Source organism: Staphylococcus sp. HMSC055C03 (genome assembly GCF_001809385.1).
In the GTDB taxonomy this organism is placed as follows: Bacteria; Bacillota; Bacilli; order Staphylococcales; family Staphylococcaceae; genus Staphylococcus; species Staphylococcus simulans.
Genome location: NZ_KV797483.1, coordinates 144,732 through 169,447, shown reverse-complemented (window position 1 = coordinate 169,447; position 24,716 = coordinate 144,732). Strand labels below are relative to the sequence as shown.

Annotated in this window: 28 protein-coding genes, 1 pseudogene and 1 other annotated feature; of the genes and pseudogenes, 22 read left to right on the top strand and 7 right to left on the bottom strand. The window is 37.6% G+C overall.

Annotation, left to right across the window (positions count from 1 at the left end):
* Positions 1-102: 102 nt before the first annotated feature.
* The 4 genes from HMPREF2603_RS04305 to HMPREF2603_RS04295 all read right to left on the bottom strand — a co-directional run bounded on the left by HMPREF2603_RS04305 (position 103) and on the right by HMPREF2603_RS04295 (position 3,226).
* On the bottom strand, positions 103-1,269 hold the full coding sequence (locus HMPREF2603_RS04305) for an MFS transporter (protein WP_231724090.1): 1,167 nt from the start codon (positions 1,267-1,269) through the stop codon (positions 103-105).
* A 99-nt stretch (positions 1,270-1,368) separates the two neighbouring features.
* Positions 1,369-1,548: an N-acetyltransferase gene (locus HMPREF2603_RS13600; protein WP_231724089.1), complete on the bottom strand. Its 180-nt coding sequence runs from the start codon at positions 1,546-1,548 to the stop codon at positions 1,369-1,371.
* A 6-nt stretch (positions 1,549-1,554) separates the two neighbouring features.
* Entirely contained in the window at positions 1,555-1,839 is a 285-nt protein-coding gene (locus tag HMPREF2603_RS13595) for a hypothetical protein (RefSeq protein WP_231724088.1), read from the bottom strand.
* Positions 1,840-1,858: 19 nt separating this feature from the next.
* Positions 1,859-3,226: a MocR-like pyridoxine biosynthesis transcription factor PdxR gene (locus tag HMPREF2603_RS04295; protein WP_060803757.1), complete on the bottom strand. Its 1,368-nt coding sequence runs from the start codon at positions 3,224-3,226 to the stop codon at positions 1,859-1,861.
* A gap of 96 nt (positions 3,227-3,322) precedes the next feature.
* On the opposite strand from HMPREF2603_RS04295, the gene pdxS reads away from it, so the two are divergent.
* Together pdxS and pdxT are read left to right on the top strand one after the other, a co-directional pair.
* A complete protein-coding gene (gene pdxS, locus HMPREF2603_RS04290; RefSeq protein ID WP_002481306.1) occupies positions 3,323-4,210 on the top strand; it encodes a pyridoxal 5'-phosphate synthase lyase subunit PdxS in 888 nt (295 codons plus the stop codon).
* Position 4,211: 1 nt separating this feature from the next.
* On the top strand, positions 4,212-4,790 hold the full coding sequence (gene pdxT, locus HMPREF2603_RS04285) for a pyridoxal 5'-phosphate synthase glutaminase subunit PdxT (RefSeq protein WP_002481307.1): 579 nt from the start codon (positions 4,212-4,214) through the stop codon (positions 4,788-4,790).
* A 39-nt stretch (positions 4,791-4,829) separates the two neighbouring features.
* Here pdxT and HMPREF2603_RS04280 read toward each other — a convergent pair whose 3' ends face one another.
* From HMPREF2603_RS04280 to HMPREF2603_RS04270, 3 genes are all read right to left on the bottom strand, one after another.
* Complete coding sequence (locus tag HMPREF2603_RS04280; protein WP_023016298.1) at positions 4,830-5,315, bottom strand: GNAT family N-acetyltransferase; 486 nt, start codon at positions 5,313-5,315, stop codon at positions 4,830-4,832.
* Positions 5,316-5,332: 17 nt separating this feature from the next.
* Positions 5,333-5,776: an ASCH domain-containing protein gene (locus HMPREF2603_RS04275; RefSeq protein WP_057510397.1), complete on the bottom strand. Its 444-nt coding sequence runs from the start codon at positions 5,774-5,776 to the stop codon at positions 5,333-5,335.
* A 99-nt stretch (positions 5,777-5,875) separates the two neighbouring features.
* Positions 5,876-7,087, bottom strand: a complete 1,212-nt coding sequence (locus tag HMPREF2603_RS04270; protein ID WP_002481310.1) for a NupC/NupG family nucleoside CNT transporter — start codon at positions 7,085-7,087, stop codon at positions 5,876-5,878.
* 171 nt (positions 7,088-7,258) lie between these two features.
* Here HMPREF2603_RS04270 and HMPREF2603_RS04265 point away from each other — a divergent pair, with 171 nt between their 5' ends.
* The 20 genes and pseudogenes from HMPREF2603_RS04265 to rplL all read left to right on the top strand — a co-directional run bounded on the left by HMPREF2603_RS04265 (position 7,259) and on the right by rplL (position 24,648).
* The gene (locus HMPREF2603_RS04265) at positions 7,259-7,720 is read left to right on the top strand and encodes a CtsR family transcriptional regulator (protein ID WP_023016300.1); all 462 of its coding nucleotides are present in this window, start codon (positions 7,259-7,261) and stop codon (positions 7,718-7,720) included.
* A 119-nt stretch (positions 7,721-7,839) separates the two neighbouring features.
* Positions 7,840-8,244: pseudogene (locus tag HMPREF2603_RS04260) on the top strand (UvrB/UvrC motif-containing protein); the annotation flags it as partial.
* A 3-nt stretch (positions 8,245-8,247) separates the two neighbouring features.
* Entirely contained in the window at positions 8,248-9,252 is a 1,005-nt protein-coding gene (locus tag HMPREF2603_RS04255) for a protein arginine kinase (RefSeq protein WP_002481313.1), read from the top strand.
* A gap of 11 nt (positions 9,253-9,263) precedes the next feature.
* Positions 9,264-11,729: an ATP-dependent Clp protease ATP-binding subunit gene (locus tag HMPREF2603_RS04250; RefSeq protein WP_070501945.1), complete on the top strand. Its 2,466-nt coding sequence runs from the start codon at positions 9,264-9,266 to the stop codon at positions 11,727-11,729.
* A gap of 287 nt (positions 11,730-12,016) precedes the next feature.
* Positions 12,017-13,387, top strand: a complete 1,371-nt coding sequence (gene radA / locus HMPREF2603_RS04245; RefSeq protein ID WP_070501943.1) for a DNA repair protein RadA — start codon at positions 12,017-12,019, stop codon at positions 13,385-13,387.
* 27 nt (positions 13,388-13,414) lie between these two features.
* Positions 13,415-14,479 carry a PIN/TRAM domain-containing protein gene (locus tag HMPREF2603_RS04240; protein ID WP_060803754.1) on the top strand — a complete coding sequence of 355 codons (1,065 nt, stop codon included), beginning with the start codon at positions 13,415-13,417 and terminating at the stop codon, positions 14,477-14,479.
* A gap of 286 nt (positions 14,480-14,765) precedes the next feature.
* The gene (gene gltX, locus HMPREF2603_RS04235; RefSeq protein ID WP_002481317.1) at positions 14,766-16,220 is read left to right on the top strand and encodes a glutamate--tRNA ligase; all 1,455 of its coding nucleotides are present in this window, start codon (positions 14,766-14,768) and stop codon (positions 16,218-16,220) included.
* Between the two features lie 298 nt (positions 16,221-16,518).
* On the top strand, positions 16,519-17,148 hold the full coding sequence (gene cysE / locus HMPREF2603_RS04230) for a serine O-acetyltransferase (protein ID WP_172954255.1): 630 nt from the start codon (positions 16,519-16,521) through the stop codon (positions 17,146-17,148).
* Positions 17,132-18,532, top strand: a complete 1,401-nt coding sequence (cysS, locus tag HMPREF2603_RS04225; RefSeq protein ID WP_002481319.1) for a cysteine--tRNA ligase — start codon at positions 17,132-17,134, stop codon at positions 18,530-18,532. The genes cysE and cysS overlap by 17 nt, the downstream gene beginning before the upstream one ends.
* Positions 18,525-18,926: a Mini-ribonuclease 3 gene (locus tag HMPREF2603_RS04220; RefSeq protein WP_060803753.1), complete on the top strand. Its 402-nt coding sequence runs from the start codon at positions 18,525-18,527 to the stop codon at positions 18,924-18,926. Before cysS ends, HMPREF2603_RS04220 begins: the two co-directional genes overlap by 8 nt.
* Before the next feature lie 4 nt (positions 18,927-18,930).
* Complete coding sequence (rlmB, locus tag HMPREF2603_RS04215) at positions 18,931-19,674, top strand: 23S rRNA (guanosine(2251)-2'-O)-methyltransferase RlmB (RefSeq protein WP_002481321.1); 744 nt, start codon at positions 18,931-18,933, stop codon at positions 19,672-19,674.
* A 3-nt stretch (positions 19,675-19,677) separates the two neighbouring features.
* On the top strand, positions 19,678-20,208 hold the full coding sequence (locus HMPREF2603_RS04210) for an NYN domain-containing protein (RefSeq protein WP_002481322.1): 531 nt from the start codon (positions 19,678-19,680) through the stop codon (positions 20,206-20,208).
* Between the two features lie 131 nt (positions 20,209-20,339).
* On the top strand, positions 20,340-20,861 hold the full coding sequence (locus tag HMPREF2603_RS04205; protein WP_261676366.1) for a sigma-70 family RNA polymerase sigma factor: 522 nt from the start codon (positions 20,340-20,342) through the stop codon (positions 20,859-20,861).
* A gap of 112 nt (positions 20,862-20,973) precedes the next feature.
* On the top strand, positions 20,974-21,117 hold the full coding sequence (gene rpmG / locus HMPREF2603_RS12980) for a 50S ribosomal protein L33 (protein ID WP_081600403.1): 144 nt from the start codon (positions 20,974-20,976) through the stop codon (positions 21,115-21,117).
* 46 nt (positions 21,118-21,163) lie between these two features.
* Complete coding sequence (gene secE, locus HMPREF2603_RS04200) at positions 21,164-21,370, top strand: preprotein translocase subunit SecE (RefSeq protein ID WP_023016303.1); 207 nt, start codon at positions 21,164-21,166, stop codon at positions 21,368-21,370.
* 14 nt (positions 21,371-21,384) lie between these two features.
* Entirely contained in the window at positions 21,385-21,933 is a 549-nt protein-coding gene (nusG, locus tag HMPREF2603_RS04195) for a transcription termination/antitermination protein NusG (RefSeq protein ID WP_002481325.1), read from the top strand.
* 152 nt (positions 21,934-22,085) lie between these two features.
* Complete coding sequence (gene rplK / locus HMPREF2603_RS04190) at positions 22,086-22,508, top strand: 50S ribosomal protein L11 (RefSeq protein ID WP_002481326.1); 423 nt, start codon at positions 22,086-22,088, stop codon at positions 22,506-22,508.
* 194 nt (positions 22,509-22,702) lie between these two features.
* Positions 22,703-23,398, top strand: coding sequence for a 50S ribosomal protein L1 (rplA, locus tag HMPREF2603_RS04185; protein ID WP_002481327.1), 696 nt, complete (start codon positions 22,703-22,705; stop codon positions 23,396-23,398).
* Positions 23,399-23,540: 142 nt separating this feature from the next.
* Positions 23,541-23,686, top strand: a sequence feature (ribosomal protein L10 leader region).
* 45 nt (positions 23,687-23,731) lie between these two features.
* Entirely contained in the window at positions 23,732-24,235 is a 504-nt protein-coding gene (rplJ, locus tag HMPREF2603_RS04180) for a 50S ribosomal protein L10 (protein WP_002481328.1), read from the top strand.
* Between the two features lie 44 nt (positions 24,236-24,279).
* Complete coding sequence (gene rplL / locus HMPREF2603_RS04175) at positions 24,280-24,648, top strand: 50S ribosomal protein L7/L12 (protein ID WP_002481329.1); 369 nt, start codon at positions 24,280-24,282, stop codon at positions 24,646-24,648.
* Positions 24,649-24,716 lie beyond the last annotated feature (68 nt).

The following is a 24,716-nucleotide window of genomic DNA, read 5'->3' as shown; positions in this document are numbered from 1 at the left end:
ACGAGATCCTGTAAAGGGTCTCTTTTTTTATGCCTATATAATGGTATGAATAAATAAATCGCCCGCTCTGTATTTAATGGTACACAGAGTGGGCGATTATGTTTATGAAGTAATAGATGAATGTTGTTTTTCGACATAAATAGATATTAATAAGAACATCAAACCGATTAGTGTAAGCAAAGGTGCAATTAAACTTAATGAGGCTACAGGTAAGTGTGTGATAACTAAACCACCTACAAACGCACCTAACGCATTGCCTAAGTTGAAGGCAGATTGATTCAATGTACTGGCTAACGTAGGCGCATCTTGTGAAATCAATGTGCTCTTATATTGAAGAGAGGGACTCATACTAAATCCGATAACTCCAAATAAAAAGACGCCAAGTACCATTACAAGTCCATTGAACTGCATGAAATACAGAATTCCAAAATAGAGGATGAAGATTGTAAAAATTAATTGTAACGCCTTATTCAAATTCCAATCCGCAAGTTTACCACCGATTAAGTTACCTAGCGTGACACCCACACCAAAGATAATCAACATAAAGGGAATGAGAGTTTCTTTAATATGTGTGACATCTATTAATACTGATGAAATGTAAGTAAAATACGCAAAGACACTGCTGAAACCAAACAGGGTTACTGCGAGCGTTAACCATAAACGCTTTTCTTTTAAGATTTTCAATTCGTCTAATACAGATGAAGCTTGACGCTCTTTTTGATTAGGAACAAAAATCATAATACCAATCAACGCTAATATTCCGATAATAGCTATAATCACAAAAGTCATCGCCCATCCGAATTGTTGACCGATTAATGTTCCAAAAGGTACACCTAAAATATTACTTAAAGATAGTCCCATGAACATCAACGCCATGGCACTTGCGCGATATTGCGGTTGTACCATACTTGCGGCTAAAATAGATCCGATTCCAAAGAAAGAACCATGCGCAAGTGAAGTGATAATTCTAGCTGTCATCATGAAGCCGTAACTTGTGCTGAATGATGAAGCTAAGTTACCAATAATGAAAATAGCCATTAAAAGCATTAATAAAAATTTTCGATTAAGTTTGATGGTTATCATAACCAAAATAGGTCCGCCAATTGCGACACCTAAGGCATAGCCTGTAATTAATTGACCTGCTTGACTGACTGTCACGTGGAAATCACGTGCGATATTGGGTAGTAAGCCCATGATGACAAATTCTGTCATTCCAATCGCAAATGCGCCGATCGCAAGCATCCATATCGCAATAGGATATTTCTTCAAAATGACACCTCCGAAAATTCGCAAATATGGACTCGATTATACGTGAACCTTTAAATAGCGTCAATGCACTATATGATGTTTTATAAAAAGGTGACATATTTAAAATTGATAAGACATCACATGTTGCGGACCAGCTGGACCTTCTAATATACGTTTAGTATCGATATAGCCAAGTTTTTGATAGACATGAATGGCTTTAGGATTTTTAAAATTAACTGAAAGTACGATTTCATCAGTATTTGGAAAATGAGTACGCACATAGTCAGGTAATTGTGCCAAAGCTGCTTATGCTAGACCTTGGCCTTGCATACGTTCCGTAATAGAGAAAGATTTTACTAAGACAGCATTTGAATTTTGTGCTAAGGATGCACCTTCATCATTTTGATTCAGCCTCATAAAGCCAACTGGATGTTGTTGATGTAAAACAACGACAGGATATTCTCCAGGTGCTAAATCTTCAAGAGCCGCAAAGGGTAAGAGCGCAAAAGCACTTTCTGCTTCAGCAATTGTAAACTTCTCAAGATCTTGATCATATTTAGAATCATATGGGACTAATTGAACGTCAGACATATTGTTTTTCTCCTTTAAGTCATTTTGTCAGTGTTTGAATCAATACACTAGTATGTGCTTCTAATTCATTATCTGGGATCCCCCCGAACCCGATAATAAATTTCGGTGCTGTAACATCATAATTCTCTTTCTTCATATAATTGATTAATGGGATGAGTTTGACATGATTTTGTTTCGCACGTTGTAACACCTCATCTAAATGCATGCCGTTTTGAACTGTTAATGTAAAATGCATGCCGGTTGTGGCACCTTCAATCATGAGTTGATTTTGATAGGGCTTTAAAGCTTCTAAGATATAAGTCAGTTTATGGCGATAAACTTTACGCATTTTATTCAAATGGCGATCAAATGAACCGTTTTCCATAAATTGCGCTACTGTATACTGCATTGGGGCAGGGACTGTATTACCTTCTTTGTTAGGTAAATCGTGATAATTTTTCATCAGTGCTTTAGGCAGCACCATAAACGCAATACGGCAACTTGGGAATAATGATTTAGAAAAGGTACTGATATAAATAACCTTTCCTGTCTTATCTAAACTTTGAAGTGCAGGAATCGGTTTACTGAAATAGCGGAACTCTGAATCATAATCATCCTCGATAATGAAACGGTCTTTATGTTGTTGGGCCCAGTTGATGAGTTGTGTACGGGTCTTTAAGTTCATCACATAGCCAGTCGGGAATTGATGCGAGGGTGTCACATATACCACTTGGCGATTGGAATTGAAAACTTGTGACATCTCAATTCCTTTTTTAGTAACAGGGACTTGTTTATAAGCCAATTCTTTTTTATCCAACACTTGCTTAATAGGTGGATAGCTTGGATATTCAATGATGTAAGAACGGTCAGTGAGTATATCCGTTACTTGGTTGATTAACTGTTCAGTGGATGAACCGATAATGATTTGTTCGGGATGACAATTCACACCGCGACTATTAAAGAGATAATGTGCAATGGCTTGTCTTAATCTGAATTCACCTTGTTGATCTCCAGGCTGTAAAATATCTGGCATAGATTCATCAAAGACATCACGCGCGTACTTACGAAATTGTTGCCACGGAAAGTGTTCTGTATCAATACGTGCTAAATCAAAGTGATAACGTGTAGTTGTTTCTTTTTGAGTTTGTTGAATCACTGCAGTTGGAGATTCTTTTGTGACTACTGGCAGTGATTCAATATCTGATACATAATAGCCTGACCGCGGCTTTGAATAGATATAACCTTCATCTAGTAAGTATTGGTATGCATGTTCAATTGTTGTATTACTGAGTGAATGATGTTCAGCAAGTCGGCGTTTAGAAGGGAAACGGTCACCAGATTGATACTGGCCTTCAATGATTTGTTCCTTCAACTTTTGATAAAGCTGCATATATAAAGGTTGTTTCATTCAAGTGGCCTCCTAATATTTATCGAAATTGGTCCTTTAACACTATCAGTTTATCCTTTACACTGGATTTAATCAATGAGAAAAGGGGTATTTAGAATGTCTAAAATTGTAGGCTCAGATCGAGTAAAACGTGGAATGGCTGAAATGCAAAAAGGCGGCGTAATCATGGACGTTGTCAATGCAGAACAAGCTAAAATTGCAGAAGAAGCAGGCGCAGTAGCAGTTATGGCGCTTGAACGTGTACCATCAGATATCAGAGCAGCTGGTGGTGTTGCGCGTGCATGTAATCCTAAAATTGTTCAAGAAGTAATGGATGCTGTTTCAATTCCAGTTATGGCTAAATGCCGTATCGGACATATTACAGAAGCACGTGTGTTAGAAGCAATGGGTGTAGACTACATCGATGAATCAGAAGTATTAACACCTGCTGATGAAGAGTATCATTTATTAAAAAGCGACTACACTGTACCATTCGTATGCGGTTGCCGTAACTTAGGCGAAGCAGCACGTCGTATCGGTGAAGGTGCAGCAATGTTACGTACGAAAGGTGAACCAGGTACTGGTAACATCGTTGAAGCAGTACGTCATATGCGTCAAGTGAATTCAGAAGTGGCTAAATTAACAGTTATGCCAGATGATGAAATCATGACATTCGCAAAAGAAATCGGCGCACCATATGAAGTCTTAAAATCAATCAAAGATAATGGTCGTTTACCAGTAGTTAACTTTGCGGCAGGCGGTGTTGCGACACCTCAAGACGCAGCGTTAATGATGCAATTAGGTGCTGACGGTGTATTCGTAGGTTCAGGTATCTTTAAATCAGAAGACCCTGAAAAATTCGCAAAAGCAATTGTTCAAGCAACAACACACTACACTGATTACGAATTAATCGGTAAATTAGCTCAAGAGCTTGGTGAAGCAATGAGAGGCTTAGATGTAAATCAACTTTCATTAGAAGAACGTATGCAAGAGCGTGGCTGGTAAGATGAAAATCGGAGTCCTCGCACTACAAGGCGCAGTACGTGAACATTTGCGCCACATTGAGCTCAGCGGCCACGAAGGTATCGCAATCAAACGTGTTGAACAATTAGAAGAAATCGACGGCTTAATTTTACCAGGCGGTGAATCAACGACATTACGTCGTTTGATGAATCTGTATGGATTTAAAGAAGCTTTAGTCAATTCAGATTTACCGATGTTCGGTACATGTGCCGGATTGATTGTCTTAGCACAAGACATCGTCGGTGAAGAAGGGTATTTGAAGAAATTAGATATCACTGTAGAACGTAATTCGTTTGGGCGACAAGTGGACAGCTTTGAGTCTGAATTAGATATTAAAGGTATCGCAGAGGATATTGAAGCGGTCTTCATCAGAGCACCGCATATTGAAAAAGTAAACAGTGACAATGTAGAAGTATTAAGTACAGTAGGCGACAAAATTGTCGCAGTTAAAGAAGGTAATTATTTAGGTGTTTCTTTCCATCCGGAATTAACAGATGATTATCGAGTAACACAGTACTTCATCGAACATATTGTTGCTGAAAGTAAAAAAGCGAATGTATAAGCATTCAAAAAACGAGCAGCCATAACGGTTGCTCGTTTTTTAGTCTGGAAATTTTTCTAAGTATATTAATCCTTCATGGTCAGGTGTGCTGTTTTGGTTAATATAATCATAGCCGCGCTTTCGATAAAATTGTACTGCGGTTATTGAAGCAGGGATAATGAGACGTTTTGCGCGATGATAATAATAGTCATCTTCTAAAGTATCCATAATCAGTTTACCTATACCTAATTTTTGATAATCAGGAGAAACAAAAATAGAAAAGAAGCATGATTCTGTTTCACTGCCATAGTAAGGACCAATCGCACCTGTACCGATTAATTGATTGTTTAATTTAAAGACATAGAAGTTGATATGCTCTGCTTTATGTTGAATGCTTTCAGGCGTGGTTTCTGTTACGTAACTTTCAATAGCTTCTTTCGGTTCATCTTTGATGTTGGTCGTTCTGAGTGTATGACATATTAAATCTACAACTGCTTGTGTATCTGATGCTTGAAACTTACTGATTTGTATCTTATTTAAGTCCATAATTTCACCTGCTTTATTTATTTAGTAAATAGACATTCAAATTCTTCACAGACCATGATTTGATCTTCATCAAAAGTTTGATTAATGCTTGCGTATTCAGGTATGAAAAAGTCGCGATGGACGTTTCTCCAATATGTTAAGGTTCGAGAACCTTCTCCTTCTTTATATGCGTGTTTTTCTGATACTTCACAGAAAGGGACTTGATATACTTTAGTATTTTTAATAATACAAACAGGATGATCTTGCGCATCTAGAACGATACTCAAATCGTTGACTTTTGGTAGAGGCCCTTCTTCCTCAATGTAGAAAGCTAAACCGCTGGTTGTCGCAGTTTTGATACCTTGTGAGACTAACTCAGCTAAGTCTGTAGCATCGACACCGAATTGCCAGGCGGTATAAGAAGCGTCTTGATAAATAGGATATTCAGTTATGAATTTGTCCCAAAATTCATCGATATTCATTATGACACCTCCATAATTAAATGTTACTTTACACGAAAGTGGTTTGGAATGCAATATGAAAAAACGACTTCCTGATTGCGGAAGTCGTTTAAAAATGATTTACATGAATAGACCTGCGATAGCTGCAGAGATGAATGATACAAGTGTTGCACCGAATAGTAATTTAAGTCCGAAACGTGCAACCAAGTCACCTTTTTCATCATTTAATGATTTGATGGCACCAGAAATGATACCGATAGAACTGAAGTTTGCGAATGATACTAAGAAGACAGAAGTAATACCGATTGCACGTTCTGATAAACCATGCATTTTACCTAAGTCTAACATCGCAACGAATTCGTTTGATAATAATTTTGTAGCCATTAATGAACCTGCTTTAACTGCGTCATCCCAAGGAATACCTGTTAGGAATGCGAATGGCGCAAAGACAAATCCGATTAATGTTTGGAAGTCCCATTTAATTGAACCGCCTGATACAGCTGTAAAGATACCGCTGACAAGGCCATTAAGTAAAGCAATAATTGCGATATAACCAATTAACATTGCCCCTACAATAACCGCAACTTTAAATCCGTCTAAAATGTATTCACCTAACATTTCGAAGAAAGATTGTTTTTGTCCTGTTTCTTCTACTAATAATTTGTCGTCTTTTTCATCAACTGTATATGGATTGATAATTGAAGCGATAATAAATCCACCGAATAAGTTTAATACAATTGCTGTTACGACATATTTAGGGTCTAACAGTGTGAAGTAAGCACCGATAATTGAAGCGGATACTGTCGACATTGCTGAAGCAGTTAATGTATATAAACGGTGCTTCGGAATGTATGGTAATTGTTTCTTCAATGAAATGAATACTTCTGATTGTCCTAAAATAGCAGCTGCAACTGCGTTATATGATTCTAAACGACCCATGCCGTTGATTTTAGAGATCAAGAAACCTAAACCATTAATAATCATTGGTAAAATCTTAGTGTATTGTAAGATACCGATAATTGCTGAAATGAAGACAATCGGTAATAATACGTTGAAGAAGAATGGCGGTTGATCTGGATTGACGTATTTAAAGCCTCCAAATACAAAGTTAACTCCTTCTGCAGCTTTTGATAACAGATAGGCGAAGCCTTTCGCAATACCGCCGATGACTGTGATTCCTGCATTTGTTTTTAAGAGAACAAACGCGAAGATAAATTGAATCACAAGCAAGATACCAACGTAATGCCACTTAACGTTTTTCTTGTCAGAACTAACAACAAGTGCGAGGGCTAAGAAGAAGACAATCCCTATTAAAGCAATAAGTATATGCATGTTATTTCTCATCCTTTTATTTTTTATTTCATCCAATATCATACAGGAAAAAAGCGCTTTCGAACATCCTATTTTTGACGATGTCGCAAATTTTTTAAATCATATTGGTTGAAAAAGGTCAAAGTTGGTCATATAATATAGTCAAAGAAGGTCAAAAAAGGGGTGATATCCATGCATAATATGTCCGACATCATAGAACAGTACATTAAGCATTTATTTGAAGAATCAAATAAAGATGTTGTTGAGATACAACGAGCGAATATTGCTCAACGTTTTGACTGTGTGCCTTCTCAACTTAATTATGTAATTAAGACAAGATTCACCAATGAACACGGTTATGAAATCGAAAGTAAACGCGGTGGTGGAGGTTATATCCGAATCACTAAGGTTGAAACCAAGGATACGAAAGGTTATATTGATCACCTCTTACAAATCATCGGCGATTCAATCTCTCAACAACAAGCACATTATGTGATCGAAGGATTGCTTGATAATCAATATATAACATTACGCGAAGCGAAAATGATGCTTGCAGTGGTAGATAGAGATACGTTAAGAATGGATGTTGCTGCAAGGGACATTGTCCGCGCAAACATATTGAAACAGCTATTGCCGGTCATTAATTACTATTAATAGTTAGGAGGCTGCACATGGCTGACACATTTGCATATGGAACAAAAACAAATGCACTTAAGTCACAAGAACACAATAGAATTAAAGCACAAAGTAATGAAGAGGAACCTACATGGCAGAACAATCAAGATGACATGGAAGGCTCTTTTGTTATAAAACAAATACTTCAACATTTGGCGTCTAAGCATGGTATTCAATTAGAAGACTTAAGCGTCAGAGAAGAGAAGAAGTGTCCTACTTGCCATATGACAATGAAAGATATTGCGTATAAAGGGAAGTTTGGGTGTGCACAATGTTACACTACCTTTAAAGAGGATATTGTAGATATTGTCAGACGTGTACAAGGCGGACAATTTGAACATGTCGGTAAAACGCCTGTCTCCTCTCAGCACAAACTTGCATTAAAGAAAAAAATAGAAGCTAAAAATAAATATTTACAAGAATTAATAGAACAACAAGCGTTTGAAGAAGCGGCTGTCGTTCGTGATGAAATTAAAGCACTACAAGAAGAAAGCGAGGGATAACACATGAGCGAACATTCAATGTACATGAGTAGTTGGATGCAGCAGAATGAAACAACGCCGGTCGTGATGTCTTCACGTATACGACTTGCGAGAAACTTGAACAATCATGTTCATCCCTTAATGTTTACTTCAGATGTAGAAGGACAAAAAGTCATTAATGAAGTCCAAGATGCACTGCCTGATTTAAAAGTATTAAATATGCAGACCATCACGCATACAGATAAATTAAAATTAGTAGCGAAGCATCTGATCAGTAAAGAACTGATTGAACAGCCGGCTTCAGCGGTATTGTTGAATGATGATGAATCATTAAGCATAATGGTAAATGAAGAGGATCATATTAGAATTCAAACCATGAGTTCAGATATGGATTTAGAAGCACTTTATCAAGAAGCTTCAGAAATAGATGACCAATTAGATAGAGCACTTGATATCAGTTTTGATGAAGATTTAGGTTATTTAACAACGTGTCCAACGAATATTGGTACAGGAATGCGTGCAAGCGTGATGCTGCACCTTCCAGGACTTTCTATCATGAAGCGTATGAATCGCATTGCTCAAACTATTAACCGTTTCGGCTTTACGATTCGCGGTATTTTCGGAGAAGGTTCTCAAGTTTATGGTCACATCTATCAAGTTTCAAACCAATTAACCTTGGGAAGAACTGAGGAACAAATTATTGAAACGTTAACTGAAATCGTCCAACAAATTATTGCGGAGGAAATGCAGATTCGCAAACAACTGGATTATCATAACTTAGTTGAGATGCAAGACCGCATTTATCGCTCACTTGGTTTATTGCGCTACAGTCGCATAATGTCTATGGAAGAAGCATCGACGAGACTCAGTGAGGTCAAGTTAGGTATTGATTTAGGTTATATTGATTTACCAGAATTCAACTTCAATCAAATGATGGTAGCGATTCAATCCCCATTCTTGATTGACGAAGCACAACAAATTTCAATTAAAGAACAAAGAGCAAATATTATTAGAGAACATATAAAATAGGAGGTTTTGCTATGTTATTCGGTAGATTAACAGAACGTGCACAACGTGTCTTAGCACATGCACAAGAAGAAGCGATTCGTTTGAATCACTCAAATATCGGAACTGAACACTTATTGCTTGGTTTAATGAAAGAACCAGAGGGTATTGCCGCAAAAGTATTAGAAAGTTTCGGTATCACAGAAGACCTTGTTGTTACAGAAGTAGAAAAATTAATTGGTCAAGGTCAAGAACACATCGGCACATTGCACTATACACCGAGAGCGAAAAAAGTGATTGAACTTTCAATGGATGAAGCACGTAAATTACACCATAATTTCGTAGGTACAGAACACATTTTACTTGGTTTAATCCGTGAAAACGAAGGTGTAGCTGCACGTGTATTCGCAAACTTGGATTTAAATATCACTAAAGCGCGTGCTCAAGTTGTCAAAGCACTTGGCAGTCCAGAAATGAGCAATAAAAATGCACAAACTGCAAAATCTAACAACACACCGACACTTGATGGTTTAGCACGTGACTTAACAGTGATTGCTAAAGACGGCACATTAGATCCTGTTGTCGGCCGTGATAAAGAAATCACACGTGTCATCGAAGTATTAAGCCGTCGTACTAAAAACAACCCAGTGTTAATCGGTGAGCCTGGTGTAGGTAAAACAGCAATTGCTGAAGGCTTAGCACAAGCTATTGTAAATAATGAAGTGCCTGAGACATTAAAAGGTAAACGTGTGATGTCTCTAGACATGGGTACAGTTGTTGCCGGTACAAAATACCGTGGTGAATTCGAAGAAAGACTGAAAAAAGTTATGGAAGAAATTCATCAAGCAGGTAACGTTATCTTATTCATCGACGAATTGCACACATTAATCGGTGCAGGCGGTGCTGAAGGTGCCATTGACGCATCTAACATCTTAAAACCAGCACTTGCACGTGGTGAATTACAAGCTATCGGTGCAACAACGTTAGATGAATACCGTAAACACATTGAAAAAGATGCAGCTTTAGAACGTCGTTTCCAACCTGTACAAGTGGATGAACCGACAGTTGAAGATACAATCTTAATCCTAAAAGGATTACGTGATCGTTATGAAGCGCATCACCGTATCAATATTTCTGATGAAGCGGTTGAAGCAGCAGCACGTTTAAGTGACCGTTATGTTTCAGATCGTTTCTTACCAGACAAAGCAATCGACTTAATCGATGAAGCAAGTTCAAAAGTAAGATTGAAAAGTCATACGACTCCTTCAAACTTAAAAGAAATTGAACAAGAAATCGAAAAAGTGAAAAACGAAAAAGATGCAGCTGTACATTCACAAGAGTTCGAAAATGCTGCAAACCTTCGTGATAAACAAACAAAATTAGAAAAACAATATGAAGAAGCGAAAAATGAATGGAAAAACAAACAAGGCGGCGCAAACACATCATTAACAGAAAATGATATTGCTGAAGTGATTGCAGGCTGGACAGGTATTCCATTAACACGCTTAAATGAAACAGAATCAGAACGTCTGTTGAACTTAGAAGGCACATTGCATAAACGTGTCATCGGTCAAAAAGATGCTGTGACATCTATCAGTAAAGCAGTACGCCGTGCACGTGCAGGCTTGAAAGATCCTAAACGTCCAATCGGAAGCTTTATCTTCTTAGGACCAACAGGTGTAGGTAAAACAGAATTAGCACGCGCATTAGCTGAATCAATGTTCGGCGATGAAGATGCGATGATTCGTGTAGACATGAGTGAGTTCATGGAAAAACACGCAGTGAGCCGTTTAGTCGGAGCGCCTCCAGGCTATGTAGGTCATGATGACGGTGGTCAATTGACTGAAAAAGTAAGACGTAAACCTTACTCAGTTATTCTATTCGACGAAGTAGAAAAAGCACATCCTGATGTCTTCAACATTATGTTGCAAGTCTTAGATGATGGTTTCTTAACTGATACAAAAGGTCGTCGTGTAGACTTCCGTAACACAGTCATTATCATGACTTCAAACGTCGGTGCACAAGAATTACAAGATCAACGCTTTGCTGGTTTCGGCGGCGGCAGCGACGAAGGTGCAGATTACGAAACAATTCGCAGTACAATGATGAAAGAATTGAAAAATGTATTCCGTCCTGAATTCTTAAACCGTGTTGATGATATTATTGTCTTCCACAAATTGGATAAAGCTGAATTGAAAGAAATCGTAACAAAAATGGTCAGCAACCTTACTGAACGTCTATCTGAACAAGATATTAATATCGAAGTGACAGAAGCTGCGAAAGAAAAAATCGCAGAAGAAGGTTACGATCCTCAATATGGTGCACGTCCACTTATCAGAGCAATTCAAAAAACAGTTGAGGATAACTTAAGTGAGTTAATCCTAGACGGTAACCAATTAGAAGGTAAAGACGTAGTTGTGGATCACAATGGCGACAAATATGAATACAAAATCAATGATCGCCAAACAAAAGAAACTGAAGAAACAAAAACAAAAGCGTAATAAACGTAATGGTTAAACCAGATAAATAGATCAAGACTCCTTTTTAAGCAGTATTTATAACATGGCTGCTTAAAAGGAGTCTTTTTATATATTGTGATTTTGATAGTTTAAAGAGAATATAATATGTAGTTTTAAAGAAATTTGGTATGATGTGGTTAAAGATGAGAGTCAGATGATTGTATGAAATGTGTTTTCAGGTTTAGAATAAGAAATAATCAATGATAGCTTTTAAACCCTAGAGGGTGTAAAATAGATTTGTTTTTCACGAAAAAATAGGTGGTGTAAATTTGGCAAAAAAGAAAGTGACATTTGAATGTATGGCATGTGGTTATCAATCACCGAAATGGATAGGAAAATGTCCGAATTGTGGTGCTTGGAACCAAATGGAAGAAGTTATGACGCAAAAAGAAGCTCCAAGTGGTAGAGGGATGCGTACAAGAGAACAAACAGCTAAAGTAACAAAGTTAAATGATGTCCAACATGAATCTACACCGCGTATCCATACAAGTTCGAGAGAATTTGATCGTGTCTTAGGTGGCGGTATTGTCCAAGGTTCGCTCGTGTTAATCGGTGGGGACCCTGGTATTGGTAAATCGACATTATTACTTCAAATTTGTTCTGCGTTATCTCAAAATAAAAAAGTACTTTATATTACAGGTGAGGAATCGCTGAATCAAACGAAGTTGCGAGCAGATCGTTTAGAAGAAGATTCAAGTCAATTAAACGTGTTTGCGGAAACAGATTTAGAAGTTATTAAAGAAGCTGTTAAACAAACACAACCAGACTTAGTGGTAGTAGACTCGATTCAAACAGTGTATCATCCGGAAATCAGTTCAGCGCCTGGTTCTGTCTCACAAGTACGAGAAAGTACGCAAATTCTGATGGGGATTGCGAAACAAATGAATATCGCAACCTTTATCGTCGGTCACGTGACGAAAGAAGGACAAATTGCAGGTCCACGTTTATTAGAACATATGGTAGATACGGTACTATATTTCGAAGGGGACGAACACCATGCATATAGAATTCTGCGTGCAGTGAAGAACCGTTTCGGTTCAACGAATGAAATGGGAATCTTCGAAATGAAACATAGCGGTTTGAAAGGAGTTAAGAACCCTTCAGAGATGTTCTTAGAAGAACGTTCAACGAATGTAGCTGGCTCTACAATTGTTCCGACAATGGAAGGTACACGTCCTTTATTAATTGAAGTGCAAGCATTAGTGACACCGACAACATTTAATAACCCAAGACGTATGGCGACTGGTATCGATCATAACCGTTTAAATTTATTAATGGCAGTGTTAGAGAAGAAAGAAAGTTACTTGCTACAGCAACAAGATGCTTATGTCAAAGTTGCAGGCGGCGTGCGTTTAACAGAACCAGCTGTTGATTTAGCAATTATCGCAGCGGTTGCTTCTAGTTTTAAAGACCAACCTATCAACGGCATGGATTGTTTCGTCGGTGAAGTAGGTCTGACAGGAGAAGTACGACGTGTCTCACGTATTGAACAACGTGTTCAAGAAGCAGCGAAATTAGGTTTCAAACGTGTGATTATTCCTAAAACCAATATAGGAGGTTGGGACTTCCCAGATAATATTCAAGTTATCGGTGTAACCAGTGTGCATGAAGCACTGAACTTTGCATTGATGAAAAGCTGATACCACAGAGAGAAAGGAGGCTATCAGATGAATATTGTAAAGACAATTGTCATCATCAGTTATATGATTTTAGGTATCAGTTTGGGGATATTAATCATACCTGATATTGCGCGCGATACAGGTTTTTCAGATACTTATGTATGGCTGACTAATAAATATATTGCTGGCATCATTGGTATGATTATATTCTTTGTTTTATTTGGTTTGTTGATTCCTAAAATCACCAGAGCTTTGCGTAAATTAGAAGGTTTTATTATGCGACACAGCGCAATTGAAATCCTCTTTGCAGCCATAGGTTTAATTATGGGACTTTTTATTTCTGTAATGATCGCATTTATTTTAAATATTATCGGATCATCTTTATTCCTTCATGTTCTTCCTATTATCATTACAGTATTCTTAAGTTATTTAGGTTTTCAATTTGGTTTGAAGAAACGTGATGAGATGTTGGCTTTCTTACCAGAGAAAATGGCACGTTCTGCCTCAACGAATGCTTTACGTGCGAACCCTAAAATTTTAGATACGAGCGCAGTCATTGACGGTCGGATTTTAGAGATAATCAAATGCGGCTTTCTAGATGGAGAGATTTTGATTCCACAAGGTGTAATCAATGAACTGCAAGTGGTCGCAGACTCGACAGATAGTGTGAAAAGAGAAAAAGGACAACGCGGCTTGGATATTTTAAACCAAATTCATGATGCAGACCATCCTTCTCGCATTGTCCATCCGCAGAAGTCTTATAATCATATCGATGCGCTATTGATTAAACTTGCGCATAAATATAAAGCTGATTTAATTACGACCGATTTCAACTTGAATAAGATTTCACGTGTACAAGGTATTAAAGTGTTGAATGTGAATGATTTGTCTGAAGCGGTAAAACCAGCTGTGCGCCAAGGCGACCATATGAATTTATTAATTACTAAGATGGGTAAAGAACCTGGACAAGGTGTCGGCTATTTAGAAGATGGCACTATGGTAGTCATTGATGATGCGAAATCCTTAGTTGGCCAACATGTCAAAATTGAAATTACTAGTATTTTACAAACATCATCTGGACGAATTGTCTTTGCGAAATTAATTCAACAGTGAGCATCCCTTGTTTCACATGGAACAGAAGGGTAAACAGAGTTGATTCGTGTAAGCAAATGGGCTTACCAAATAAGGCTTGTAATGCTACAATAAGTAAGAATGGGTACAGAACTGCCTGGCTATTTATGTCAGTCAAACAGATAGGTCTTATCACTGCTTTTGACCTTGGTTTATCATGAATAATCAAGCACATTCTGAAGTATCACTGTCTCTGAATTATTAGAGATAGTTGAGTTCTCGAACTTTCTTTAATCAATAATCTAAAAATACAGGAGTGAACGAAATAATGAGTGAACGCGTAAGAGTCAGATATGCACCAAGTCCGACTGGTTATTTGCATATCGGAAACGCTAGAACAGCACTATTCAACTATTTATTTGCTAAACACTATGATGGGGACTTTGTCGTACGTATTGAGGATACGGATAAGAAACGTAACTTAGAAGACGGCGAATCTTCTCAATTCAGCAACCTGAAATGGTTAGGTCTTGATTGGGATGAATCTGTAGATAAAGACGGAGGTTATGGTCCGTATCGTCAATCTGAACGTGGTAAATTCTATGATCCTTTAGTAGAACAATTATTAGCAGAAGATAAAGCGTATAAATGTTACATGACTGAAGAAGAATTAGAAGCAGAACGTGAAGGTCAAATCGCACGTGGTGAAACACCTCGTTATGGTGGTAAACACGCACATTTAACAAAAGAAGAACAAGAAGCGTTTGAAGCAGAAGGACGCAAACCTTCAATTCGTTTCCGTGTGCCTAAAGGCAAAGTGTATAAATTTGATGACATGGTTAAAGGTGAAGTGTCATTCGAATCTGATAACATCGGCGACTGGGTTATTGTGAAAAAAGACGGTGTACCGACTTATAACTTTGCGGTAGCTGCAGATGACCATTATATGGAAATCTCAGATGTTATCCGTGGTGATGACCATGTATCAAATACACCAAAACAATTAATGATTTATGAAGCATTCGGTTGGGAACCTCCACGTTTCGGACATATTTCATTGATTGTCAACGAACAACGTAAAAAATTAAGTAAACGTGATGGCCAAATCTTACAATTCATCGAGCAATACCGTGACTTAGGTTACTTGCCAGAAGCATTGTTCAACTTCATCACATTACTTGGTTGGTCACCAGAAGGTGAAGAAGAAATCTTCTCTAAAGAAGAATTCATTAAATTATTCGATGAAAATCGTTTACAAAAATCACCAGCATTCTTCGATAAGAAAAAACTAGCTTGGGTAAACAACCAATATATGAAACAAAAAGACTCAGAAACTGTCTTTGAATTAGCGTTACCTCACTTAATCAATGCAGGGTTGATTCCAGAATCACCTTCAGAAGAAGATTTAGATTGGGGTCGCAAGTTAATTGGTTTATACCAAAAAGAAATGAGTTATGCCGGTGAAATCGTACCGCTTTCTGAAATTTTCTTCAGAGATGAAGTTGCATTAAATGAAGAAGAACAAGAAGTCATCAATGGGGAACAAGTACCAGAATTAATGGAACACTTATATGGCAAACTAGAAGAATTAGAGCCATTTGAAGCGGCTGAAATTAAGAAAACAATTAAAGCTGTACAAAAAGAAACAGGTATCAAAGGTAAACAATTATTTATGCCGATTCGTGTTGCGGTAACAGGCGAAATGCATGGACCGGAATTACCGAATACAATGGAAGTATTAGGTAAAGAAAAGGTATTAAAACGTTTGAAAAAATATCTATAATTTTAGTGGGTAACCTTGCTTGAATTTTCAGCATAAACCACCTATTATTAAAAGTAATTACTACTAAGGATTAGTAGATAATGGTTCAAGTCCAGAGAGTGTGCGGTTGCTGCGAGCACATCTTGAACATTATTGAATGCACCTTGGTTCAGACAATGATAAATACGGGATTTGAGAGAGTATATAAAAATAGTTTTTTGTATGCTGAAGAAGAGTGGAACCGTGCGAAGCACCTCTGACATTAAGTTGTTAGAGGTGCTTTCGTTATAAATAGGAGGGGAATAACTTGTTTAAAAGAATGAGAGACGATATAAAAATGGTATTCGAACAAGATCCTGCAGCTAAGACATCATTTGAGGTAGTAACAACGTATGCAGGATTGCATGCAGTATGGAATCACTTGCTTGCACATAAACTTTATAATAAAAAGCACTACGTGGCTGCACGTATTATTTCGCAAATATCACGCTTTTTCACTGGTATTGAAATTCATCCAGGTGCTAAAATCGGCAAACGTTTATTTATCGATCACGGCATGGGTGTGGTCATTGGTGAAACTTGTACGATTGGCGATAACGTTACAATTTATCAAGGTGTCACACTTGGCGGTACTGGCAAAGAAAAAGGTAAACGTCACCCTGACATTGGCGATAATGTCTTAATTGCGGCAGGTTCAAAGATTTTAGGAAATATCAAAGTAGACTCTAATGTCAATATTGGTGCGAACTCAGTTGTATTAACCAATGTACCAAGCTATTCCACAGTTGTCGGTATTCCTGGCCATATCGTGAAACAACATGGTAAACGTATCGGTAAAAACTTTGATCATCTCAACTTACCAGACCCGATTTACGAACAAATGAAACAATTAGAAAAGCAACTAGAGCAAGTGAAGAATGGAGAGATTCAAGATGATTACATTATATAATACATTGACGAGACAGAAAGAACCGTTTAAGCCGATAGAAGAAGGCAAGGTTAAGATGTATGTCTGCGGTCCAACAGTTTATAACTATATTCATATCGGTAATGCACGTCCAGCTATCAACTATGATGTTGTACGTCGTTATTTTGAATATAAAGGTTATGACGTTAATTATGTATCTAACTTTACGGACGTGGATGATAAATTAATCAAACGTTCAAAAGAGTTGAATGAAAGTGTGCAAGAAATCGCTGACCGTTACATTCAAGCTTTTTATGAAGATACAGGTGCGTTGAATGTCAAAAAAGCAACATCTAATCCACGTGTTATGAACCATATGGATGATATCATCGCATTTATCCAAAACCTGGTAGAACAAGGTTATGCTTATGAAAGTGAAGGCGATGTTTATTTCAGAACACGCAAGTTTGAAGGATATGGTAAATTAAGTCATCAATCTATTGATGATTTAAAAGTCGGTGCACGTATTGAATCAGGCGAACAAAAAGAAGATGCATTAGACTTCACGTTATGGAAAAAAGCGAAACCTGGAGAAATCAGCTGGGACAGCCCATTCGGCAAAGGACGTCCAGGCTGGCATATCGAGTGCTCAGTGATGGCATATCATGAATTAGGTGAAACGATTGATATCCACGCAGGCGGCAGTGACTTACAATTCCCACACCATGAAAACGAAATTGCACAATCAGAAGCGCATAACCATGCGACATTTGCGAATTACTGGATGCATAATGGTTTCATTAATATCAATAATGAAAAAATGAGTAAGTCATTAGGTAACTTCGTACTTGTACATGACATTATTAAAGAAGTAGACCCTGATGTATTACGTTTCTTTATGATCAGCGTACACTACCGCAGTCCAATCAACTACAACATGGAATTAGTCGAATCTGCGAAAGCTGGTTTAGAACGTATCCGTAATAGTTATCAAGCGATTGAAGAAAGAGAAGCGATTGCTTCAGATATCGAAGATCAATCAGATTATATTGAACAAATTGATGCATTGTTAAAACAATTTGAAACGGTTATGGATGATGACTTCAATACTGCTAATGCGATTACAACTTGGTATGATTTAGCGAAACTTGCGAATAAATATGTGATGGAAAACACAACATCTAAAAAAGTGATTGAACGCTTTAAAGAAGTATTCCAAATCTTCAGCGACGTTTTAGGAGTTCCATTAAAAGGCAAACAACATGATGAATTGTTAGATGAAGACATTGAAGCCTTGATTGAAGAGCGTAATCAAGCGCGTAAAAATAAAGATTATGCACGTGCGGATGAAATCCGTGATGAATTAAAAGCACAAAATATTATCCTTGAAGATACACCGCAAGGCGTGAGATTCAAACGTGGATAATCAAGAAAATATCAAACTGCTGAACCCATTATCTTTAGCATATATGGGGGATGCAGTTTTAGATCAATATGTCAGAACGCATATCATTTTGAAATTGCGTGCAAAACCGAATCGTCTGCATCAACAAGCAAAACGTTTTGTGTCTGCAAAAAGCCAGGCTATTACGTTGGAAAGTTTGATGCAGTCGGATTGGCTTACAGAAGAAGAATTAGAAATTGTGCGCAGAGGACGTAATGCGAAAAGCCATACAAAAGCGAAAAATACTGACATTCAGACGTATCGTAAAAGCTCTGGTTTGGAAGCGGTGATTGGTTTCTTATATTTAGATCATCAATCAGACCGATTGGAATCATTGCTTGAGCGTATTGTGACTGAAGTCGAAGAAAGGGAGTGAGGATGTGGAAGATTCAGTAATTGTAGGGAGACATGCCGTGAAAGAAGCAATTACTTCTGGGCATCCCATCAACAAGATTCTGATTCAAGATGGCGTGAAAAAGCAACAACTTGATGAAATCTTAAAAAATGCAAAAAAGCAAAAATTGATTGTGCAGACCGTCCCAAAAACGAAATTAGACGGATTAGCTGAAGCACCGCACCAAGGTGTCGCAGCATTGGTTGCGCCATATGAATATGTAGAGCTAGATGATTTGCTTGCGAAACTTAAAGCACAAGATCATTTACCAACATTAATGTTACTGGATGGTCTAGAAGACCCGCACAACCTAGGTTCCATTTTAAGAACTGCGGATGCAGCAGGTGTAGATGGTGTCATTATACCGAAACGTCGTTCTGTTGCTTTAACACAAACAGTTGCTAAAGCGTCTGCAGGTGCGATTCAACACATTCCGGTAACACGTGTAACAAACTTATCTCAAACGATGGATAAGTTAAAAGAAGAAGGTTATTGGATTGCAGGGACTGCAGCTGATAACGCAACAGATTACCGTCAAATGAGTGCAGATATGCCACTTGCCATTGTTATCGGTAACGAAGGACATGGTATGAGCCGACTTGTTAAAGAGAAGTGTGATTTTTATATTAAAATCCCTATGGTCGGTCATATTAACAGTTTGAATGCATCTGTTGCCGCAAGCTTAATGATGTATGAAATTTATCGAAAACGTCACCCGGTTGGAGAATAAGCTATGAAGCACAAGGATCGGTATTTAATCATCGATGGTTACAATATGATTGGTCATAGTCGTGCTTTATCAGAATTGGCTAAAGAGAATTTAGAAGAAGCCAGAGAAAAGTTGTTGCTGGCTATCGGCAACTATAAAGCAACTGTGGCAGACGATGTGATATGTGTGTTTGACGCTTATGAACAAGAAGGTAATGAAAGTGAATTTTATTACCACGGGGTACGAACGATTTTCACAAAAGAACATGAAACAGCTGACAGCTTTATAGAACGATTTGTATATGGGTTATATGACAAACATACAACCCATATTGCTGTTGTTACGAGCGATATGAGTGAACAGCACGCCATCTTCGGTACGGGTGCTTATCGTATTTCGTCTCGAGAAATGTGGCAGAACATTAAGTTGAATGAAGCGAGTGTTGAGTCATCAATGAAAACGTTCAATAATAATAAACCTCGAACACGTATCCAACTCACAGATGAAGTATTATCAGAATTTGAAAAAATCAGAAGAGGCGACCAAGAAAAATAAGATTTCTGTACATTGCTTATTTCATCAGCATTCCGCTATGATAAGTTCACTTTTATGAAAGGATCGAACTTACCGTAATGCAGAAAACTTCCATACCTCAAGATATTGTCTCTCTTATACATCTTGCACAAATGCATGACGATCACGCGATGCATCAATTACTAGAAGTGTTGCAGCCGTTTATACGCAGTCGGCTGATTCATCCTTCGATTGCACCGCATGATTGTGATGACTTGATACAAGACATCTCCTTAAGAATCAGCAGAAATATTTATCATTTTAAAACGATAGAAACGATTCCGTTTGAACATTATTTCAATCGCTTAGTCAGCACTTCTAAATATGATTATTACAGAAGACAGAAGCGGCTGAGATTACAACAAGATTGTCTTGTTCAAGAAGCGGAGTGTAGTTATCGTGCGCAATTGCCATCTGTCGAAGCACAACTCATTTTAAAAGAACGTTCGGAAATTCTGCTTAATTGTTGTAAGAAATTAAGCAAATTAGAGCGAGAAGTAGTACAATATATATTGGATGATTATTCCCCAAGTGAAACAGCACAAGCGATGGATTTAAGTGAAAAGGCGGTTTATAATGCTCTTCATCGTAGTAAAGTGAAGTTACGTAAAATGCAGGAATTATTGGATGCATAATTGCGTTTCGTTACACTTATAGATACAACTTACAATTCACTAGACGTTTGACAATTTGAGGGTTTCTTATGTATAGTTAGTGAGTATTTAATATAGGTAAGGTGAAGGTATTATGAAGAAAGTCCCGCTTAACTGTGAAATTTGCGGCAATAGAAACTATACCGTACCAAAGAACAGCAACCTTGCAGAAAGACTCGTGTTGAAGAAGTATTGCAAAAAGTGCAATGCGCATACAGTACACAAGGAATCGAAGTAATTGCTAAAGGCCAAGATGAAATTATTGATTAATTGGAGGTACGACAATGGCTGAAGATAAAAACAAAAAATCAAAAGCACCAAAAGAGAGTTTCTTCAAAGGCGTTATATCTGAGATGGAGAAAACGAGCTGGCCGACTGGTCAAGAACTCGTGAAATACACAACAATTGTAATTGTTACAGTGTTATTTTTCTTAATCTTCTTCTATGCCTTAGATTTGGGAATCGGTAGATTAATAGAATTAATTAGTTAATGAGGAGTGACAGCATGTCTGAAGAAGTTGGAGCAAAGCGTTGGTATGCCGTGCATACTTACTCTGGCTATGAAAATAAAGTTAAGAAAAATTTAGAAAAACGTGTTGAATCAATGAATATGACAGAACAGATTTTCAGAGTTGTCATACCTGAAGAAGAGGAAACACAAGTTAAAGACGGTAAAGCGAAGAAAATCACGAAAAAAACTTTCCCTGGCTATGTCTTGGTAGAGTTAGTCATGACAGATGAGTCATGGTATGTAGTACGTAATACACCAGGTGTAACAGGATTTGTCGGTTCAGCAGGTGCTGGATCAAAACCTAACCCGCTGTTGCCGGATGAAGTCCGCTTTATTTTAAAACAAATGGGAATGAAAGAAAAAACAATTGATGTTGAAGTCGAAGTTGGAGAACAAGTTCGTATCAAGTCTGGCCCATTTGCCAACCAAGTCGGTGAAGTACAAGAAATCGAAGCAGATAAATTCAAGCTTACAGTATTAGTAGATATGTTTGGCAGAGAAACTCCGGTTGAAGTTGAGTTTGATCAAATCGAAAAATTGTAATTCGAATAGGTGTTGATTTTACAATTTTTCAATGATATAATACTATGGTCGTCCTTTGGAAGAAGGAGGCCATTTCGTCACGAAATGTTTTAAGAGTGGGAGGGCAAAATTGAGCCCTGTGACCACATCACGATATCAAGGAGGTGCACATCGTGGCTAAAAAAGTAGAAAAAGTAGTTAAATTGCAAATTCCTGCAGGTAAAGCGAACCCAGCACCACCAGTTGGTCCAGCATTAGGTCAAGCAGGTGTGAACATTATGGGATTCTGTAAAGAATTCAACGCGAGAACACAAGAACAAGCAGGTTTAATCATTCCGGTAGAAATCAGTGTGTATGAGGATCGCTCATTTACATTCATCACTAAAACTCCACCGGCTCCAGTACTACTTAAAAAAGCAGCTGGCGTTGACAAAGGTTCTGGTGAACCTAACAAAAACAAAGTTGCTACAGTAACTAAAGATCAAGTACGTGAAATCGCTGAAACTAAAATGCCTGACTTAAACGCAGCAGACATCGAAGCAGCAATGCGTATTGTTGAAGGTACTGCTCGTAGTATGGGTATTACTGTAGAATAATAGCGTAAAGATGAGTTTGCTCATCTAACGAAACGAATAACAATCAGAAACGTGAAACAAACATGGCAGATGACAGTAAAGTTAATCCAATGAATAAAAATTGCGAACAGCTCACAAGGTCATCTGCTCTTAACTTGCATAAGCAAGTAATGTGGGAGGACATTCCGCTAAAACCACTAAAGGAGGAAATATAAATGGCTAAAAAAGGTAAAAAGTATCTAGATGCTGCTAAAAAAGTTGACCGTAATACTTATTACGCTGTTGAAGAAGCAATCAGCTTAGCTAAAGAAACTAGCGTTGCAAACTTCGACGCTTCTGTAGAAGTAGCATTCCGTTTAGGTATCGATACTCGTAAAAATGACCAGCAAATCCGTGGTGCAGTAGTATTACCACACGGTACTGGTAAAACACAACGTGTATTAGTATTCGCGAAAGGTGACAAAGCTGCTGAAGCAGAAGCAGCTGGCGCTGATTACGTAGGCGAATCAGAATACGCTAACAAAATCCAACAAGGCTGGTTCGACTTCGATGTAGTTGTAGCTACACCGGACATGATGGGCGAAGTTGGTAAATTAGGTCGTGTATTAGGACCTAAAGGTTTAATGCCTAACCCTAAAACTGGCACAGTAACTATGGATGTTAAAAAAGCGGTTGAAGAAATCAAAGCAGGTAAAGTAGAATACCGTGCTGAGAAAGCTGGTATCGTCCACGCTTCAATCGGTAAAGTATCATTCAGTACTGAGGATTTAGTTGATAACTTCAACACTATCCAAGATGTATTAGCAAAAGCTAAACCAGCTTCAGCTAAAGGTACTTACTTCAAGTCTGTTGCAGTTTCAACTACAATGGGTCCTGGTGTTAAAGTAGATACTTCAAACTTCAAACTATAATATAAATGAAATTTAAGAACTAGAGAAAATGTAAAAGTTGCAAAGTGCCAATCGTATCGATTCATATCTGAGACAGCTGAAAATATTTTCTCTAGTTTTTTTAAATTACTTATTGACATATCACATTGAAACAGTTATATTGATAAATGTGATTATTTTACCTAAGACAGTAGGAGTTAGAGATAACTTAAAACTTGATCCTACCGAGGCTAAAATTGACTTGAACGTGAACTATGAAACTTTCAAGCACTTTTTGCCGTAGGGTGAAAGTGCTTTTTTTATTGGGTAAAGCTCAAAAAAAGCACCGAACAAAATATGTATGGAGGTGTCTAAATGTCTGGAATTATTGAAGCGAAAAAACAATTAGTTGAACAAATCGCTGATCAACTTAAAAATTCTGTTTCAACAGTAATCGTAGATTACCGTGGTTTAACAGTAGAAGAAGTAACAGAATTACGTAAACAATTACGTGAAGCTGGTGTTGAGTACAAAGTTTACAAAAACACTATGTTACGTCGTGCTGCTGAACAAGCGGGAATCGAAGGTCTTGACGAATTCTTAACAGGTCCAACAGCTGTTGCAACAACTACTGATGATGTAGTTGCTCCTGCAAAAGTTATCGCTGGATTTGCTAAAGATCACGAAGCTTTAGAAATTAAAACAGGCGTAATGGAAGGTAGCGTTATCTCAGCAGAAGAAGTTAAAACTGTTGGTTCATTACCATCACACGACGGTCTTGTTTCTATGTTACTTTCTGTATTACAAGCTCCTGTACGCAACTTCGCTTATGCGGTTAAAGCAGTTGGAGAATCTAAAGAAGAAGAAAGTGCTGAATAATCAGTACACACAATTAATTATTTAAAAAATGGAGGAAATATATAATGGCTAATCAAGAACAAATCATTGAAGCAATTAAAGAAATGTCAGTATTAGAATTAAATGACTTAGTAAAAGCAATCGAAGAAGAATTTGGTGTAACTGCAGCAGCTCCAGTAGCAGCAGCAGGTGCAGCAGGCGGCGGAGACGCAGCAGCAGAAAAAACTGAATTTGACGTTGAGTTAACTTCAGCTGGTTCATCTAAAATCAAAGTTGTTAAAGCTGTTAAAGACGCAACTGGTTTAGGATTGAAAGACGCTAAAGAATTAGTAGACAACGCTCCTAAAGTAATCAAAGAAGCTTTACCTAAAGAAGAAGCTGAAAAACTTAAAGAAACATTAGAAGAAGTTGGCGCAACTGTAGAATTAAAATAATTCTATTGCCACAGCCAATAACTAAATGAAAAGAGAACGAGGCTAATAACCATTGTTAATGTGTGAAA